This is a genomic window from Empedobacter sp. ULE_I140 (assembly GCF_053482575.1).
Map to the genome: position 1 here is coordinate 1,670,560 of NZ_JBQMTX010000001.1, position 19,117 is coordinate 1,689,676.

Annotated in this window: 19 protein-coding genes; 16 read left to right on the forward strand and 3 right to left on the reverse strand. The window is 29.4% G+C overall.

Going from position 1 to position 19,117, the window contains the following annotated elements; all coding sequences use genetic code 11:
• Position 1: 1 nt before the first annotated feature.
• From gloA2 to arfB, 7 genes are all read left to right on the forward strand, one after another.
• The gene (gloA2, locus tag ACTS9J_RS07910) at positions 2–391 is read left to right on the forward strand and encodes an SMU1112c/YaeR family gloxylase I-like metalloprotein (RefSeq protein WP_448353110.1); all 390 of its coding nucleotides are present in this window, start codon (positions 2–4) and stop codon (positions 389–391) included.
• A gap of 8 nt (positions 392–399) precedes the next feature.
• Positions 400–1,554, forward strand: a complete 1,155-nt coding sequence (locus tag ACTS9J_RS07915; RefSeq protein ID WP_286495202.1) for an MFS transporter — start codon at positions 400–402, stop codon at positions 1,552–1,554.
• Between the two features lie 80 nt (positions 1,555–1,634).
• Entirely contained in the window at positions 1,635–2,429 is a 795-nt protein-coding gene (locus tag ACTS9J_RS07920; protein ID WP_221856275.1) for a LytR/AlgR family response regulator transcription factor, read from the forward strand.
• Entirely contained in the window at positions 2,416–5,448 is a 3,033-nt protein-coding gene (locus tag ACTS9J_RS07925) for a sensor histidine kinase (protein WP_448353111.1), read from the forward strand. The genes ACTS9J_RS07920 and ACTS9J_RS07925 overlap by 14 nt, the downstream gene beginning before the upstream one ends.
• Before the next feature lie 261 nt (positions 5,449–5,709).
• On the forward strand, positions 5,710–6,558 hold the full coding sequence (locus ACTS9J_RS07930) for an aldo/keto reductase (protein WP_448353112.1): 849 nt from the start codon (positions 5,710–5,712) through the stop codon (positions 6,556–6,558).
• A 107-nt stretch (positions 6,559–6,665) separates the two neighbouring features.
• Complete coding sequence (locus ACTS9J_RS07935; protein ID WP_291096557.1) at positions 6,666–7,832, forward strand: MFS transporter; 1,167 nt, start codon at positions 6,666–6,668, stop codon at positions 7,830–7,832.
• Positions 7,832–8,224, forward strand: coding sequence for an alternative ribosome rescue aminoacyl-tRNA hydrolase ArfB (gene arfB / locus ACTS9J_RS07940; protein ID WP_286495197.1), 393 nt, complete (start codon positions 7,832–7,834; stop codon positions 8,222–8,224). Before ACTS9J_RS07935 ends, arfB begins: the two co-directional genes overlap by 1 nt.
• A 5-nt stretch (positions 8,225–8,229) precedes the next feature.
• On the opposite strand, the gene ACTS9J_RS07945 is transcribed toward arfB, so the two are convergent.
• Positions 8,230–8,418, reverse strand: a complete 189-nt coding sequence (locus tag ACTS9J_RS07945; protein WP_409516647.1) for a DUF1294 domain-containing protein — start codon at positions 8,416–8,418, stop codon at positions 8,230–8,232.
• A 226-nt stretch (positions 8,419–8,644) separates the two neighbouring features.
• Between ACTS9J_RS07945 and ACTS9J_RS07950 the strand changes: the two genes are divergently transcribed.
• The 7 genes from ACTS9J_RS07950 (at position 8,645) to ACTS9J_RS07980 (ending at position 14,704) form a co-directional block, all read left to right on the forward strand.
• Positions 8,645–9,364 carry a 3-ketoacyl-ACP reductase gene (locus ACTS9J_RS07950; RefSeq protein WP_221856283.1) on the forward strand — a complete coding sequence of 240 codons (720 nt, stop codon included), beginning with the start codon at positions 8,645–8,647 and terminating at the stop codon, positions 9,362–9,364.
• 120 nt (positions 9,365–9,484) lie between these two features.
• Positions 9,485–10,117, forward strand: a complete 633-nt coding sequence (locus ACTS9J_RS07955; RefSeq protein ID WP_219034337.1) for a hypothetical protein — start codon at positions 9,485–9,487, stop codon at positions 10,115–10,117.
• A gap of 9 nt (positions 10,118–10,126) precedes the next feature.
• A complete protein-coding gene (locus ACTS9J_RS07960) occupies positions 10,127–10,426 on the forward strand; it encodes a winged helix-turn-helix domain-containing protein (RefSeq protein ID WP_038331250.1) in 300 nt (99 codons plus the stop codon).
• 65 nt (positions 10,427–10,491) lie between these two features.
• Positions 10,492–11,895 (forward strand): cell envelope integrity protein CreD, encoded by a 1,404-nt coding sequence (gene creD / locus ACTS9J_RS07965; RefSeq protein WP_286495193.1) that lies wholly within the window; start codon positions 10,492–10,494, stop codon positions 11,893–11,895.
• The gene (locus ACTS9J_RS07970; RefSeq protein ID WP_219034339.1) at positions 11,877–12,476 is read left to right on the forward strand and encodes a hypothetical protein; all 600 of its coding nucleotides are present in this window, start codon (positions 11,877–11,879) and stop codon (positions 12,474–12,476) included. The genes creD and ACTS9J_RS07970 overlap by 19 nt, the downstream gene beginning before the upstream one ends.
• Before the next feature lie 325 nt (positions 12,477–12,801).
• On the forward strand, positions 12,802–14,091 hold the full coding sequence (brnQ, locus tag ACTS9J_RS07975; RefSeq protein ID WP_286495192.1) for a branched-chain amino acid transport system II carrier protein: 1,290 nt from the start codon (positions 12,802–12,804) through the stop codon (positions 14,089–14,091).
• Between the two features lie 274 nt (positions 14,092–14,365).
• A complete protein-coding gene (locus ACTS9J_RS07980; RefSeq protein ID WP_038331257.1) occupies positions 14,366–14,704 on the forward strand; it encodes a cysteine-rich CWC family protein in 339 nt (112 codons plus the stop codon).
• Between the two features lie 291 nt (positions 14,705–14,995).
• Here ACTS9J_RS07980 and ACTS9J_RS07985 read toward each other — a convergent pair whose 3' ends face one another.
• Entirely contained in the window at positions 14,996–15,766 is a 771-nt protein-coding gene (locus ACTS9J_RS07985) for a hypothetical protein (protein ID WP_286495190.1), read from the reverse strand.
• A gap of 180 nt (positions 15,767–15,946) precedes the next feature.
• Here ACTS9J_RS07985 and ACTS9J_RS07990 point away from each other — a divergent pair, with 180 nt between their 5' ends.
• Positions 15,947–17,068 carry a redoxin domain-containing protein gene (locus ACTS9J_RS07990; RefSeq protein ID WP_448353113.1) on the forward strand — a complete coding sequence of 374 codons (1,122 nt, stop codon included), beginning with the start codon at positions 15,947–15,949 and terminating at the stop codon, positions 17,066–17,068.
• 1 nt (position 17,069) lies between these two features.
• Here ACTS9J_RS07990 and ybaK read toward each other — a convergent pair whose 3' ends face one another.
• Entirely contained in the window at positions 17,070–17,561 is a 492-nt protein-coding gene (ybaK, locus tag ACTS9J_RS07995) for a Cys-tRNA(Pro) deacylase (protein ID WP_125349287.1), read from the reverse strand.
• Between the two features lie 301 nt (positions 17,562–17,862).
• Here ybaK and tyrS point away from each other — a divergent pair, with 301 nt between their 5' ends.
• The gene (gene tyrS, locus ACTS9J_RS08000) at positions 17,863–19,065 is read left to right on the forward strand and encodes a tyrosine--tRNA ligase (RefSeq protein WP_125349288.1); all 1,203 of its coding nucleotides are present in this window, start codon (positions 17,863–17,865) and stop codon (positions 19,063–19,065) included.
• Positions 19,066–19,117 lie beyond the last annotated feature (52 nt).

The window sequence follows — 19,117 nt, forward strand, 5'->3', positions numbered from 1 at the left end:
TATGTTAGCATTAAAAAAAATCCATCATATTGCAATCATTTGTTCGGATTATCAAAAATCAAAACATTTTTACACAGAAATTTTAGGATTCGAAATTGTGCAAGAAGTTTACCGAAAAGAACGTGATTCTTATAAATTAGATTTAGCTTTGCAAAATTATTACTGCATCGAATTATTTTCTTTTCCTAATCCACCAAAACGTGTTTCTCGACCAGAAGCTTCTGGATTGAGACATATTGCTTTTGCTGTGGAAAATATAGAAAATGAAGTAGAAAAATTAACGCAGTTGAATGTGATGGTAGAGCCAATTCGTGTGGATAAATACACGCAAAAGAAGTTTACTTTTTTTGAAGATCCCGACGGTTTGCCGATAGAATTATACGAAGAATAGAAGAATAAATGGTAAAAAAGAGTTTACTTGCCTTAGCAATGGGAGGTTTAGCCATCGGAATGACGGAATTTTCGATGATGGGAGTTTTAGAAGATTTTGCAAAAGATTTGAATATTTCAATTCCAACAGCAGGGAATTTTATATCAATGTATGCAATGGGCGTAATGGTTGGAGCTCCAACATTGATCATGGCTACAAGTAAATATTCGCCTAAAAAAGTATTAATCTTTTTTATGTTATTGTTTACCATTTTTAACTCACTTTTTGTTATCGCACCAAGTTATAATACCTTATTAATTGCTCGTTTTATGTCTGGTTTACCTCATGGAGCATTCTTCGGTGTAGGATCTGTTGTGGCAGCACAATTAGCAACAAAAGGAAAAGAAGCGCAAGCTATTTCGATTATGTTTGCGGGATTAACGTTTGCGAATTTAGTCGGAGTTCCATTAGGGACGAAATTAGGACAAGTTTTTTCGTGGCGATTAACGTTTGGGATTATTGCAAGTTTAGGATTAATCACAATGTTAGCGATTTCGCTTTGGGTTCCAAATCTTAAAAATACAAACAAAGGAAGTTTAGTAGAGCAATTAAGTTTCTTCAAAAAATGGGAAGCTTGGGTATTAATTGTGATGATTTCTATCGGAACTTCAGGATTATTTGCGTGGATAAGTTACATTTCTCCATTAATGACAAATGTGGCAGATTTACCCAAAACAAAAGTTCCAATTATTATGACCTTGATTGGTCTAGGAATGTTTGTAGGTAATTTTATAGGTGGAAAATTGGCAGATACCATGTCGCCAAATAAAGCTGCAATTATCTCATTTGCTTCGATGGCGATTTGTTTAGTGATTGTTTATTTCACTTCTCACATACAAATAATGGCTTATATTATGTCGTTTATTACGGGATTAATTGCGTTTACAATTGGTTCGCCAATTCAAATGATGTTGATTAATAACGGAAAAGGATCCGAAACTTTAGCCGCAGCAGCTGGTCAAGCAAGTTTTAATATCGGAAATGCTTTAGGTGCATTTTTAGGAGGAATTCCGATTGCAATGGGGTTAGGATTTAATTCGCAATTGTGGGTTGGCTTTATTATGGCTTCGGTAGGATCAATAATTGCAGCAATCTTTTTACAATTAAAATCGAAAAGAGTTTAAAAATATTACTTCAATCATAATCAAAGGATGTTCTACGGAGCATCCTTTTTTAGTTTATATTTGTAACAAATTAAACTCAAATGAATCATTACAAAGCTCTTATTATAGATGATGAACACTTTGCTCAACAAGGGTTAAAGAAAATTATTCAACATGCTTTGCCAGATTTTTTTGTTTCCATTGATACTGCAAATTCTGTAAAAGAAGGCGTTGAAAAAATTAAGGAAAATCAACCAGATATCGTTTTTTTGGATATTCACATGCCAGAGGAATTTGGGTTTAAATTATTTGATTATTTCGATGATATTACGTTTGATGTCATTTTCACAACAGCTCATTCAGACTATATTTTAGAAGCTGTAAATCAATGGGGATGTTTGGGTTATTTGATGAAACCTATTTCAATTTCTGATCTTAAAGTATTATTGAATCGTTTTGTAGAGCGTCAAAATCAAACAAAAATAACGAAAGAGATTATTAATATTGCAGATGATTTTGAAGATGAAGTAGAAACTGATAATCTGAAAGACGTTTTCAAAAATGAGCATGGAATTATATTTATTCCATCTATAACAGAGGTTTTGGTACTGAAAATTGAAAATATTATTTACTGTAAAGCAGATGATAGTTATTGTACAATTTTTACTGAAAAAGAGGCGTACATGGTAACTAAAACGCTGAAAGAGGTAGAAAATTTAATTGATCAAACCAATTTTTTCCGTGTCAATAGATCGTATTTGGTTAATATTAATTTTGCTAAAAAATTTGATAAACGAAACAATTTATTGATTCTGAATTGTCATCCAAAAGATGGTGAATCAAATCTTCCTGTAACTTCTTTGGGGTATAAAATTTTATCGAATGTGGTTGCGTAACTTCATTTTTTTACTTGTTTTATTTCATTGCTCTCATCAACTTTCTGCGCAATATGTTCTGACAAAACAATACACGTACGAAAATGGCTTGCCTGCCAATGAGATTTTGAGTGTTTACAAAGATTCTCGTAAAATCTTGTGGGTTGGAACTCGTTTTGGCGTATTTGTGAAAGACATGGACAATTTCAAAATGATGAAACGCTTCGAGAAAGTACAATACAATAATGTTTGGACAATAATAGAAGATAAGCAATATAATGTTTGGTTCGGAAGTTACGGACAAGGGATATTGAAATTTACTGGTCAACGTTTTGAACAAATTAATACAGCGAAAGGATTAGTTTCGGATCGTGTTCGAAATTTATTTTATTTAGATGATTTAATATATGTTGCTGCGCAAGGTGGCGTTTCGATTATTGATACAAAATCAAAGAAAATTTATAATCCTTCTTTTGAAAAAAATAACAATATTGTGTTCGAAGCGGTATCTTTTTTCGAATATCAAAACAAGGTTTATGTTGCAACAATAGATCATGGTGTTTATGAAGTTCATCGCGATAAGTTGAAGTTGGTCAATCCTTTCAATCGAATTAATTATAGTTTTTTGAATAATAATGATTTGTATTTGTCATCTTCTAAAGGTCTTAATATCATTTCGATAAACGATTTTTTGAATAAAAAATTGAATTTTAAAACCTACGATTTTCCAGTTTTTAGAAATCACAACATTTCAGATAAACGTCATTCTCTTTTATTAGCTGGTTACGAAACGGGTGCAGGAAATGGAATGGTTGCCGAATTAAAGGACAATAAAATAACAGATCAAACAGAAAATTTTAAAATCACTTCGGATTATCCATATCGAGTTTTTAGTAGTAAAACGGATGATTTAATTTATGTTGGAAGTGCTGATAAAGGACTTTTTGAAGTTCATTTTAATCATTTTTTAGATTTTTCAACGATTGATAATAAAAGAGTCATTGAAATTCTAAAAGTTGCGAATACACAATATTTTTTAACACCAGAAGGACTTTATTTTCAAGAGAATAATGTATTCAATAAGCAGATAAAGAGAAATGCTTTTTATCAATATATGCTTCGAAATAAGTCAAAATTCAAAGATTTTTTAAGTCAATCAAATAAAGATTTTTATGAAATTGATTTTGATTTGAAAGAAAAAAATCTTCGTTTTTATAAAATGATTATTCGTCATAATTCGTTTATTATAGCAACTAATTTAGGACTTTTCGAGTTAGATTTTAATGGAGAATTCAAAGATTATTTACCTAATCGAACAAGTCAATTTACATATTTTAATAATCAATTTATTCAGACAAATCCTTTTGGAGGAATTTTGGTTTTTGATGATCTGAATAATCTAAAATATCACGCATATTCAGCTACGCAAGCGAATGTTCCGAAAGATGTTGTTTCGATTTGTCAAAATAAAAAAGCTGTATTTTTTGGTTCTTCTTTGGATGGATTATTCAAGTATGAAAATGGAAATTTTATTTCTTATTTGCAAAATAATCAGTTTAATGAATCTAAAATTAAAATGATAAAATGCGTTGGAGATAATCAGTTGTTGGTTGCAACAGAATTTGCGAAAGTCTATATTTTAGAGGTAAAAGGAGATGAATTAATCACAAAAAAAGTAATCAATATTCGTGAAATTGGCGGGGAAAATATCAGTTCAATTGACATTTTTGGGAACTCAATTCTGATTGGAACCAATCGTAATTTACTCGTTTTCAATAATGGTAAAACATATATGATTGGTAATGAACAAGGTTTTGTAAATAAGGATATACATTCGTCTATTTTTGACGGAAAAACGGCTACAATTGGTGTTGAAAATGGATATTATAAGTTAAATCTTGAGAATTTATTAAAGCAAAAAAATCAGTCGAAAGAGATTATAATTACAAGTTTTAAAATTAATGATCAATCTTTTGGAATAGATAAATTTATGTGGTTTGATTTGATTGATAAAGATTTGAATTTAAAGAATAATGAGAATAATATTACATTAAATTTTGCTGTGGTTGATGCTAATTTTGCTCAAAGTTATAAGTACAGATATCGTGTAAATCCTGATGAAAAGTGGAACGAGTATTTTTATAACCCATCTATTTATTTGCGGAATATACCATATGGTAAATATCGTGTTCAATTAGAAATAACGGATACAAGCAATGGACAAAAACAAATTATTGATTTGGTTTCGTTTAATGTTGACGAACCTTTTTACTTGAATATTTATTTTATTTTGTTGTCAGTCTTAACTTTAGGATTGATTATTTATCGTTATAATACAAATAAAATCAAGACGTTAAATAAATTTAATCAATTAAAAATTAGTCAATTAAATGAAAAAAATACTCAAGAAAATCAACGTTTGCAATTAGAGCGGCAATTAACCGAAACGAAGTTAACAGCTTTACAATCGCAAATGAATCCGCATTTTATTTTCAATGTGCTGAATTCTATTCAGTTTTATATTTTGGATAATGATATTGATAATGCGTTAAATTCGTTGGGACGTTTTTCTCACTTGATTCGTCAGATGTTAAATCTTTCAACAAAAGATGAAATTAGTTTGAAAGACGAAATTGATTTTTTGAAATTATATGTTGAAGTTGAGAATTTTAGATGGAAAAATAAAATAGAATTTGATGTTCAAATTGATAGTCAATTGGATATTTATCGCATCAAAATTCCTCCAATGTTGATTCAACCAATTATCGAAAATTCTTTTGTTCACGCATTTGATCAAAATCATTTACAACCGATTATCAAATTGATTATTCGTGTAAAAATTGATTATTTAGAAATAATCATTGAAGATAATGGAAAGGGAAATACAACACAAATTACGCAAAATAAAACTCACGATTCGAAAGCACTTAAGATAGTTAATGAGCGTTTACAATTGCTTAATCGTAATATTGAAGAAAATATTTTTATAAATTTTCATGAAAAAGGAACAAAAGTTCGAATGATTTTGAAAGTTGATTAAAATTTCACCTGAATAAATTCACAATTCACCTTGCTGAAACGTGAATTAACGAAATCTGAACTCTATTTTAATGATAGATATTATTCAGTATATATATTTGTTGTATCGATTTCAAACTAAGTATTAAACTTTGATGCTTTGTTTTCTAAACCTATGAAGACACCATAAAAGTATCTTAAAAGTTACATTTTTCGACGTGTGAGTCAAAAAATTTTACAACAAGAAGCTACTGCAAAGTAGCTTTTTTTTATCTTTATCCCCATGAAAAATGTACAATTAGGAAATACAGATTTAGAAATAAAACCAATTTTTTTCGGAGGAAATGTTTTTGGTTGGACATTGAATGAAGAAGAATCTTTTCGAATTTTAGATGGATTTTTGGACAGAGGATTTAATGCGATAGACACTGCAAATAACTATTCGTATTGGGTGGAAGGTAATGTTGGAACAGAGTCTGAACGAATTATCGGAAATTGGTTAAAATCGAGAGGAGTGAGAGATCAAATTGTTTTGGCAACGAAAGTTGGTGGACGAAATATGATTCAAGATAAGCCAAATACTACAAAAGCTCATATCTTAAAAGAAGTAGAAGAATCACTTATCCGTTTACAAACAGATTATATCGACTTGTATCAAACTCATTATGATGATGTAAATACACCTGTAGAAGAAACTTTATCCGTTTATAATCAATTGATAAAAGAAGGAAAAGTGAGATTTATAGGAGCTTCTAATTTTTCTTCGGAGCGATTGATTGAATCGTTGGATAAATCAGAACTTTATAATTTGCCGCAATACAAAACCTTGCAACCTGAATATAATTTGTATGATCGTCAGCATTTTGAAGAATTTTTGCAACCTGTTGCTGAGAAATATAATTTAGCTGTTATCCCTTATTACAGTTTAGCGAGTGGTTTTTTATCAGGTAAATATAAAACTGAAGAAGATTTACAACAAAGTTTGCGCGGTAATGGAATCAAAAAGTATTTGAATGAAAGAGGATTCAAAATTTTGGACGCTTTACAAACTATTTCTACACGATATAATATTTCTTATTCGGCAGTTGCATTGGCTTGGTTAATGGATCAGAAAACTGTTGTAGGCAACTAAGGAACAACATCTTGATGCTTTTGTAGAAGGTGTAAATGTGCAATTATCTCATGATGATGTTAAACTTTTGACTGAAGCAAGCGAATATTAGAATGGAAAATTTACAAATGAAACCCAAATTAACTCCAATCATTTTATGGATAATGATTATTGGGAGCGGTTTGGTTGTGGCAAATAATTATTACAATCAGCCATTATTGTCATTAATCGCTAAAGATTTTAATGTTTCCGAAAGTAAAGTTTCTAATATTGCAATGTTAACACAAATTGGATACGCTTGTGGATTGTTGTTTATTATTCCTTTAGGAGATTTACTGAAACGAAAACGAATGATCTTAATCGATTTTGTTTTTATAATCGCAGCTCTTTTGGGAATGTATTTTGCACCATCTGTAAGCTGGCTTTTTCCATTAAGTTTTCTAATCGGTTTCACCTCAGTTATTCCGCAAGTTTTTGTGCCAATGGCGGCTGAATTAGCTGAACCTCAAAAAAAAGCGCAAGCTGTCGGGATGGTTATGAGTGGTTTGCTTGTTGGTATTCTACTTTCTCGTGTTTTTAGTGGCTTTATTGGTGAATATTTAGGATGGCGAGAAGTTTATATGATAGGCGCAATTTTAATGTTTGTTCTATGGATTTTTATCTATATATTTTTACCAGAAATACAACCAAATTTCAAAGGAACTTATGGTAATTTGATGAAATCGATTGTAGATTTAGTAAAAAATCAACCACAATTAAGATTAGCTTCTTTTCGTGGAGCTACAGGTTTTGCAGCATTTAGTGCATTTTGGACAACATTGGTTTTTCACTTAGAAGAAGCACCATTTTTTGTTGGAAGCGATATTGCTGGTGCTTTTGGATTAATTGGAGCAGTAGGAGCATTAGCTGCTGCATTAGTTGGTAGAGTTTCAAAAGTTCTGTCAACATCAAAAATTATCTTTTATTCCATCATTACTATGCTAATTTCTTGGGGATTTTTCTATGAATTTGGCTATACATATTGGGGATTAATTGTTGGTGTAATTTTGATCGATTTAGGTTTACAGGCAATGCATGTTTCTAATCAAACCATTATTTTTGGATTAGATGCCAAAGCAGGAAATCGAGTGAATACAGTTTACATGACAAGCTATTTTATTGGTGGATCTTTAGGAACATTTATTGCAGCAAATGCGTGGGATAAATTTCAATGGAATGGAGTGGTTGCTGTTGGCGTTTTTTTTACTTTAATCTGTTTGATTTCTCATATTTTATTCAATAAAAATAATAAGTGATGAAAGATTTTTCTTATGAAATAACATATAAAACAGCGAGAAGTAGCGGTGCAGGAGGGCAAAATGTAAACAAGGTTGAAACGATGGTTTTAGCAAAATGGAACGTTGAAGTTTCCCAATTTTTTTCTGATGAAGAAAAAGCATTAATCACAGAAAAGCTAAAAAATAAGATTAATTCAGAAGGATTTTTACAAATCAATTCGCAAGAATCTCGCTCTCAATTGGACAATAAAGAATCTGCAACAAAGAAAATGTTAGAATTAGTTGAAAAAGCATTGATTATTCCAAAGTTTAGAAAAAAGACTAAACCTACTAAAGCTTCTCAGCAAAAAAGACTGAATCAAAAGAAACAACAAGCTGAGAAAAAAGACTGTCGTAGGTTTAAATTTTAGAACAATTAAATTCGATCAACTAAAAAAATTAATAAACTACATTGTATTGCTATAATCATTACTATTTTAAAAATAAAAGACTTTTTTCTTATTTTATGACGATAAATCTGCATTGACATAAGAGAACCAATTGTTCCACCAATCAAAGTCACAAAACAAAGTGCTAATTCAGATACACGTCTTTTACCAATAATTGAGTTTTTTTATCTATTTTAAATAAAAAAAAAGAGAGGACGTTGATAAGGAGTAGAGTAAAAAATAAATATTTATCCATTCAGTGTGTGATTAAGTAGTAAAAATACTTATAATTAGGTAGATAAAAAATATTTTTCCTAGAAATCTATGTTGTTTATCTTTGTACTTCAAAATCATAAAAAATCTTCAAAAAATAAATTGTAAAATTCTAATTATAAAATAATTATGCAAGATTTAAAAGGGAAAAATGCTTTAGTCACAGGAGGTAGTAGAGGTTTAGGAAAAGCTGTTGCTTTGGCATTGGCTAAAGAAGGTGTTAATGTAGCTGTGACAGGACGAAATACAAAGACATTAGAAGAAACTGTAGAAGAGATCAAAAGTTTTGGAGTAAAAGCGGATTATTCGATTTTTAATGTAGCTGAAAAAGTTGAAGTGAAAATGCAACTTGAACGATTAATTGAGAGTTTTGGAGCGTTTGATATTTTGATTAATAATGCCGGTATTGCGGCTTTCGGAAGTTTTTTGGAAATGCCAGAAAATGATTGGGAAGAGATTGTGCGTACCAATTTATTTGGACCATATTATGTTTCTAAAGCTGTAATTCCTTCGATGGTAGAGTTAGGAAGTGGTGATATTATCAATGTATCTTCAACTGCAGGATTAAAAGGAAACGCAGTAACTTCTGCTTATTCAGCTTCAAAAGCGGGATTGATAGGTTTATCAGAATCATTAATGTTCGAATTAAGAAAGAAAAACATTCGTGTTACGACTTTAACTCCAAGTACAATTGCATCTGAGATGTCAAAAGATGTGTTGAAAATCACAGACGGAAATCCAGAAAAAGTGCTTCAGCCTGAAGATTTTGCTCAATTAATTGTCGATTTATTAAAATTAGATAAACGCGCAATGTTGGCATCAGCTTCTTTGTGGTCTACAAATCCTTAAAAATTGATTAATTAATCATATTTATAAAATCCAATTTCATTTAGAAATTGGATTTTTTTTGAAAAAATATTTTGCAGAATCATTTTTTATATTAACTTTGAATTGCAAAGTACTTTTAATATGAGCACAAATAATCCTGTAGAAAGTTTAAACGAAATCAAATCAATGATGCAACGCACATCAAAATTCACAAGTATTAGTGGATGGAGTGGTGTTTGGGTTGGAGTAGTGGGAATGATTTCTGCTTTTATCGCTTATGTTTTGATTCTACAAGATGCACTTCAAGTAAATTATAGAGGAACATTGACACCTATTTTAATGAATAATTTAGAAATTAAATTATTCATTTTAGGAATTGTAACTTTAATGGTTGCATGTATTGGAGGTTTCTTTTTTATGACCAGAAAATCGACAAAAGATGACGTTAAATTTATAAATCCAGTTACAAAACGAATATTGCGTAAATTTCTTTTTGTTTTAATCGTTGGAGGAATAGTAAGTTTGATTTTTATCAATAATTTTAGTTTTGCTTATGTAGCTCCAGCAACGCTTTTGTTTTACGGCTTAGCTTTGTATACGGTAGAACGTGACACAATTGTAGAAATAAAATATTTGGCAATGTGCGAAATATTTTTAGGGTTATTGGCTTTCTATTTTATTTTCAATGGTTTATTGTTTTGGTTTATCGGTTTCGGGCTTTTACATCTAATTTTTGGGATTTGGATGGTACGAAAATATGATTACAAAGCTTAAATTTGCAACATGGATTTTAATCTTAATAAATTAAACAAAGTCTTTGATAATCGTATTCGTGTGGGAATTATGAGTGCTTTGGTCATGAATGAAGAAATTTCTTTTAAGGATTTGAAAGACTTTTTAGATTTGACTGATGGTAACTTGGCTTCGCACTTAAAAAACCTAGAAGAAAACGATTATATTACTGTACACAAAGGATTTATAGGTCGAAAAACGAATACAACTTATTCGATAACAGCACTTGGAAAACAAGCTTTTCAGGAGCATTTGAACTATCTTGAAAAATTAATAAAGAATATAAAATAATTTTTTTTGCATTTAAACTTTGAAAAACAAAGTACTTTATAAAATAAATAATAAAATTCAAACTTATGGAAAACAATGATTTAAAAAATGAATATCAACCTGAAAATCAATCAGTTTATTCACAAAACAAAACAATGATAAAAGGATTTTTGGTATGTCTTTTAGTTTTAGGACTTTTAATTCCGATTCCGTTCATATTAAATTTAATTGAAGAACGACAAGGAAACAAGGAAAAAGTAATTACCGAAATTTCAGATAAATGGAGTGGGAAACAGACGATTTATGGTCCTTTTATCGAGGTTACTTACATGGAAAATGTAAATGATGGACAAGGAAAAGTTGTGAAGCAACAAGTGAAAAAGTATATTTCTGCTAATGATTTAAATATAAATGGAACGATTGATACGCAGTTAAAAAGTCGTAGTATTTATGAAGCAGTAGTTTACAATTCGAAACTGAATATCAATTCGAAATTTAAGAATTATAGCGATATGCTTAATGAAGTGGAAGTAAGTGCAGAAAATGTAGTTTCGACTAAAATTGTTTTTGGAATCTCTGATTCTAAAGGATATGAGAACAAAGTAATTGTACAATCTAACAACAAAAATTATCCATTGAATATGGATAATATAACTTCTACAATTACTATTCAACCAGAAGTTAGAGTAGAAAATGGAGAATATTTGGAACAAGTGAGTACCACTAAAAAAGTGATGCCTGTGCAAATGATGTCTCAAAAAATAGATCCTTCTACATTCGATTTTAATCAAGTTTCAATCAATTTGGTGATGAAAGGTTCTCAAATGTTGAATATCATTCCATCTGCGATTAATACAAAAGTTGATTTGGCTACAAATTGGAAAGATTTGAAATATGATGGAAATTTTTTACCTAATTCTGATCCCGAAACGAAGAATGGAAAAACAAATGTAAAATGGTCTATTTATCAACAAAATCCTTTGCAAGGACAGATTTGGCAAGACGCTTCTAACTTTTCTGATTATAGTTTTGGCGTTAATTTCTTGCAGATGAACGATCATTATGACAAAACATATCGTTCGACAAAATATGCGATTCTGTTCATTGGATTAACATTTGTAGCATTTTTCTTTATCGAAAGCCGAAATAATTTCAACATTCACTTGGTACAATATGCGTTAGTTGGATTTGCAATCTGTGTCAATTTTGTGTTATTGTTATCGTTGTCAGAATATTTAGGATTTGATATTGCTTACTTTATTTCATCTGGTGCAACTATTTTATTGATTACATTTTTTGTCAATTCTTTCCTAAAATCATTTGGTTTCACATTCAAAATTACATTAATGTTAATTTTATTATACACATTTATTTACAGTGTTTTACAACTCAAAGAACACGCGTTATTAGTAGGAAGTATAGGATTATTTATCATTGTTGCAATCCTAATGTACTATTCAAAAAACATCGAATGGAACAAAACAAAATAACATTTGCACACTTATTTTTTGGGATTTTTGTCATCGGTCTTGTACTGATGGCAATTTCCTTTACGGATATTGTGATTAAAAATAATGATACAATTTTCAGCTTTTCTATTCTTATTTTAGAGCTTGTGATTTGCTTATTTGCAATGTCATTTTATTTGAAAATTGATAAGATTTCGGAGTTGTTTTTAGGAAAAATTTTCTCTAATTCTGGACAAATATTTGTTTGGACCAACATTACATGGCTTTGTATTCCAGTAGCTTTTGTTTTGGATGTAACAATTATTCGAGGATTTCATGATTTAAGTTTTTATTTGCCGCTTTTAGGTTATTTATTGTTTCTTTTAATTATAGTCGATTTTTTTGCAGCAATATTCTACACTAATTTTGATGATGAAGAAACGATAGGTTTTAATTATCTTAATTATTTTTCGATTTTTTTAGCGGTAGTTTTAATACTATTTTTTAGTTTGATTATAATACTTTTCGCTGTTTTTGAGTATCCTTCAATATCAATCTGTTTTATGATGTTTAATATTTACCTCATAAATATTATTACAAAAATTTTAAAATTAAAAGCTTAAAAATTTTTGTTATGAATGTTTACTTTGAAACTATGAAGATAGATATTCAATATTTTCAGCCAAAAGGAGAAGGTTATACACCAACGAATCGAATTATCACTTTAGATAAAATTTCAAATCAATTAAGATTTGATGATATCGATGATTAAAACATTCATAATATATAAAGTTTAAAATCTGATAAATATAAAAATTATTATTCAAATCTGTCAAATTTATAAATTAGCTGTGTGATTATCGAATAATTCTACTAAGTTTAAGGCTTGAAAATGCAATTGTAGTAATTTGCGAACCGTTTTTTAAAACAGATAGAATTATTAAATATATGAAAAGTAAAAAGTTAACCAATGTATTAACACTTGGATTTGCGTTGTTTGCGATGTTTTTTGGTGCAGGAAACCTTCTTTTACCTCCTTTGATAGGATTAGAAGTGGGTTCAAATTATTTCGTCGCGATGATAGCATTTGGGTTAACTGGTATTTTATTGCCATTTACTGGTATTTTATCTGTTGTTTTTTCGGGTGATAATTTTAATGATTTAGGGCATCGTGTGAACAAACATTTGGCGGCTATTTTAGGTACAATTATTATGATTTGTATCGGACCGTTAATTGCGATTCCTCGTACTGCCGCAACAACATTCGAAGTGGGATTAAAACCATTTTTTCCAACATTGGATCCGATGTGGGGATCGTTACTATTTTTTGCAGTAACACTTATTTTAGCGATTCGTCCCTCAAAAGTGGTAGACGTTATTGGAAATTATTTAACACCAGTATTATTGATTTTATTGACCTTATTAATAGTCATTGGAATTATATACCCAACCGCTGATTTCTTACCTTCAGACTTAACGATGATGCAATCTTTTTCGAAAGGTTTTATAGAAGGTTATCAAACATTAGACGTTTTGGCTTCTGTTATTTTTGCTGGAATTATTATTTCAGCAGCACGAGATAAAGGGTATACTGATACAAAAAGTAAATCTCAAATTGTAATTATATCAGGTTTATTGTCTACAACTTGTTTGTTATTTGTATATGGTGGATTGATTTATTTAGGTGCTACTTCTGGAATTACAAATCCAGAAATTTCTCGTGCAGAATTATTAATAGAAATCTCTCGAAATACATTAGGACAGTATGGGTTAATTGCAATTGCGTTATGTATGGCGTTTGCTTGTCTTACCACTTCAATCGCATTAACATCTGCGGTAGGTACATTTTTTGGACGTTTAACAAATGGAAAAGTAAGTTACACTGCTTTAGTGATTTTATGTACAGTAATATCGTTTGGTTTATCAATAAAAGGTGTAGACGAAATTATTAATTTTGCATATCCACCTTTGGCTTTCGTATATCCAATTACAATCACGTTAGTTATTTATATAGTGTTGTTTGGAAAAACAATTAAAAGCAAAACTCCTTATATTTTTGCATTAATAGCGTCTACAATCATCGCAATTTTAGGATTATTGAAATTATTAGGAAAGTTAGATGAATCGACTATAGAAAATCTGAATAAAATTCCATTTTTCGAATACGATTTAGGTTGGATTGCACCTTCGATTATCGGTTTTGTAATTGGTTTATTAGTTGATAGATTAAGAAAATAAAAAATCCTCGGAAAATTATTCCGAGGATTTTAACCAATCAAAACTACTATAAAAACACTAATTGAATAATGATAATGTCTATCTTTTATTCTTTTACAAATTTCTTAAAGTTTTGACTTTAAATCTATTATTCTTAAATGATTTCTTTTATGTCTAGATAGAATTAATTTATAACTATTTATTTATGATGGTTATAGAGAATTTCAATCACATGATTTAAGATAAGTTTATGAATTTTTCGTATTTTGAAAAATCAAAAAAATAATCCAAAAAAATGATCGAAAATTGTTCGCGTTGTAACGAAACAATGGAGTGTAAGGTAGATGATATTTCGAATTGTGCTTGTACTACAATTGTTATAAAAGATGAAATAAAAGAGTTTTTGAAGAAAACGCATTACAAATGTTTGTGTAATTCTTGTATAGAAAAACTGAATTATTTTGTAGAATTAGATCAAGAATATCCACATCCAACAATGCCTTCGGAGTTTGTTCCTCATATACATTATTATATCGAAAATGGGTATTGGGTTTTTACAGAATTTTTCCATTATCAGAAAGGAAAATGTTGCCAAAATGGTTGCAGACATTGTGCTTATGGTTATAAGAAATAAAAAATGGTTCAACTTACATTGAACCACTAACCAACCTAAAAATACTATAAAAAAACTCTATTTGATTAAGGATATTCTTCTTCAGAAAATCAACTTCATTATCCTTAACAACTATGAATAAATTATTTATGGTACAAAGGTAGGTAGATTTCTTAATTTGATAAATAAATTTATATTTATTTTTTTATACTCAAATAGATAGAATTTATATTAATGTTAAGAAAATATTAAATTTACCTATTTATGAATATTTGCTAAAAAATCAATACTACATTTCCGAATGTTGTAATTCTAAGAAAAATATTGCATTATTTTTTTTGAAATTTTTTCAGCAGTTGTTTTATCTTCAGTTTCTTCCAAAGTTGTTACATAATCCTCTAAGAAACTTTTGATTTCTTGTTGATTAGAACCTTCAAAATTAGCTAAATAATCTTCGAAATCGATATTTCCTAAAACACGATCAAAGTAAGTTTTGGCTTCATCATATTTTTTCATGCTCACTAACAAAGGCGCAATGCTATGACTAATATAAAACTCGTTTACAGCAGCTTGTTCAGCATTTTCTTCTTTTTTGAAATGTGCAGAATTTAAGTAACTATTATAAGCTTCCACAGCTTTTTCATTTTCACCTAAAACCTCATAACAACGTGCTTTGAAGAATTTAATTTCGTAAAATTCGTCTTCATTCAGTTTATTGAAAAATGTAATACTTTCTTTGGGATTTGAATAAAATTTTCGGTATCCAATAATAAAATCTTCTACAAATTCTGTATCTGTTTGTTCAATAGCGAAATTCAATAAGTTTTGAGATTGTTCTTCTGTTAATTGTCCAATAAAAGCTTCCCAATAATTCACCAAAGTATTGAAATCATACGCCAAATCTTCCACAAAAATTTGTGCAGCAATTCGTAGAAATTTATCACCCAATTGATCGATTATTTCATGGTCTTCATCAGAAAAATCAGTTGAATTATACAATAGATTTTCGATAATTTCTGACGCCTTATCTTCTGAATAATCATTATTTAATTGTTTCAAAGCATTGCTAACATTGAATTCCATTTGTGTAAATTTTAAATTAAAAATCAACACAAAGGTAACTGATTTACTGCAAAAAAAACTTGATAATTTCAAAAGTTAATCGTCAATTCTAATGAGAATTTAATGAATAGTTTTTTTGAGAAAGTAGAATTTTAGTTATCTTGTGGTAGTTTTTATTAGTTTATTTAAAATAAACGTTTTATGTTACGAATCTATTCGATAGTACTAATTATATGTGGTTTTTGTTTTACAAAAGCTCAAAATTTGAATGTTGGCGCTCAGTTTCCGATTAATAAAATTGAAAATATCAATCAATCTTCAAACTTTAAAATTATTGTATTTACGCCAAGTTTATACAAAACGAATCCGTATGCGAGCATGATGACAACTTCGCTGAATTATTATTTTGTGAAGAATTTGGCATTTTCGTCTCAAAATCCACCAAAAATTGATGTGATTTATTTTGTAAATGAAGATAATAAATGGAGTAAAGAACCGCAGCAAACGTTTGCTTTTAATGAAACGACTAATCAAAATAAGTTGGATGGAACGAAGGTAATTTATGATGAAGTTGGAAAAATTTACAATGCAATAGGGTTGAAACCTTTTAAGCAAAATTCAATTTCGAGTATAATTCCAACGTCAAATTCTAACAATGTTTTAGTAGAAAGTTCGATTCTTTTTCTAGTGGATCAAAACAATAAAATTTTGATGCGAGATAATGATTATCGTGCGCAAGGCGAACATCTGAAACCTTTGGAAAGATTGATTAAAAGAACGTCTAAAATCGATAACATAGAAGTAAATATCACAGAAAATAAAACCTTGAAGGTTGGTGATAAAGCACCAGATTTTATTTTGAATGGACCGAATTATAAGACTAATTCGACAGATAAATTTTTGAATGATAAATCGACTTTTAAAGTTTTAACGTTTTATCCTGCGGCGTTTAGTGGACAAATTTTGCCTGATTTTACGTCAATTGATACGAAAGCAGCAATGACTTGTGCTGCTCAAATTCAATTAATCGATCATAATCCATTGTTACAAAATGTAAAAAATTACGCAGTTTCTAGTTCTACAAATCCGTTGTTAGAATTATGGAAATCAGCTTTGCGAACAAATAATATTACGTATTTGAATGATGAGAATTATGCAATTTCGTTGATGTATAATTCTTATAATCGTTTAGGTTACAATAATAGAGCAACTTATGTGATTGATAAAAATGGAATTATTGTGTATGCAAATCCAGATTTGACGTTTGAAGATGAAGCAAAATTTCCAACTATTTTAGAAAAAATCATTCTGAATAGTAAATAAATTATGAATCAAATTGTGTAATATCTTCAAATTTAGCCTCAATCAAATTTCTTAAATCTTCGGGGTTTAGAATAATTTGTAAACCTCTTTTTCCTGCACTAATACAAATCTGATCTTGCAAAACAGCCAGTTCTTCTATGTAAGTAGGAAATTGCTTTTTCATTCCGATAGGTGAGCAACCACCACGAATATAACCTGTAACATTCAGCAAATCTTTCAAAGGAAGCATTTCGCAGTTTTTATTACCAGAAATTTTCGCAAATTTTTTCATATCAAGATGTGTGTTTGCAGGAATTACGGCAACTAAAAATGGTTCTATATTTCCTTTCAAAACCAAAGTTTTATAAATTCCTTCCGGATTTACGTTCAATGAATTTGCAACATGCAAAGCATCAATATGTTCTTCATCAACTTCATATTCGCGCAATTCGTACGAAATATTGTGTGTGTCTAAAATTCGTACTACATTTGTTTTAGCAGTTTTATTGCTCATTCTATAATAATTTACACAAAGTTATTACGAAAAACTTTTATAAAGGTTTTTCTATAGAATTATTGTCTAAGATAATTTTTTGAACGAAAATTTCTATTCTCAAAACTATTCTTACCTTTGCATTATAAATGAAGTTTTTGCAACACATATTACGTTTACCGTTTTTTAGCACTTATTATCGTACAATATTTGCTCGGGTAGACTATGTGTATACTTCGTATTAATTTTGTACGTCAAAAATTTAATCATAATCTACAAGCCCGAGCAGTTTTGCTCGGGCTTTTTTTATTTAAAAAAAATCATGGAAAATTTAAAAAGTTTAAAGGAAAATGTAGCTATTTTTTTACCAGAAAATGGATTGGAAGAAAAATTAAAATTAGCTGAAAAAGAAAATCGACCATTACGAATCAAATTAGGTTTTGATCCTACCGCACCAGATTTACATCTTGGTCACGCCGTTGTATTGAAGAAATTGAAAGAATTTCAAGATTTGGGACATCAAATAGTTATTTTGGTTGGGAGTTTTACAGCTCAGATTGGAGATCCAACAGGAAAAAATAAAAGTCGTCAACCGCTGAATGCAGAACAAGTTCAGAACAATGCGGAAACCTACATTAATCAATTGTCAAAAATTATTGATGTGAATAAGGCTGAAATTGTGTTTAATTCAGACTGGTTAGATCATTTACCTTTTTCGGATATTATTCAGTTGTTGTCAAAAGTTACGGTTGCACAACTGATGCATCGAAATGATTTTAATAAACGCTTCACCGAAAATACGCCGATTGCAATGCATGAGTTGGTTTACCCGATTTTACAAGCATACGATTCTGTTCAGATAAGTGCTGATATCGAAATGGGAGGAACGGATCAATTATTTAATTGTACAATGGGACGACAATTGCAAGAAACCAATGGAGAAGCTGCTCAGATTGTAATGTGTATGCCACTTTTGAGAGGAACCGATGGAAAAGAAAAGATGAGTAAATCGTTGAATAATATTATTGGTTTGACGGATGAACCAAATGAAATGTTTGGGAAAACAATGTCTATTCCAGATGATTTATTAGAAGAATATATTGCGTTAGCAACGGATTTTTCTATTGAAGAAAAAATGAATTTGAATGAGCGATTAAAAACAGATAACCCAATGTTAATTAAGAAATTAGTTGCAAAAAATATTATTATTCAATACCATTCTGTAAATGAAGCTGAACAAGCAGAAGAATTTTTTAACAATCAATTTCAGAAAAGAAATGATGAAAATAGAGTTTTCGAAGTTGTTAAAATTAGTTCTTTAAACTTTGAGAATGATAATATTACATTGTTAGATGTTTGTCATCAATTAAAGAAAGATTTATCGAGAAATGCAATCAGACGTTTGATAGAAAGCGGTGCAGTACAAATTAATGGAGAGAAAAAAATGGATGCTTTTGATGATTTTGAATTAAAAACCGAAACTAAAATTAAAATAGGAAAACGAGATTTCTTCGAGTTGAAGTAATAGTGAAAAGATGATTTACTATTTAGTAAATCATCTTTTTTATCTCCTATTT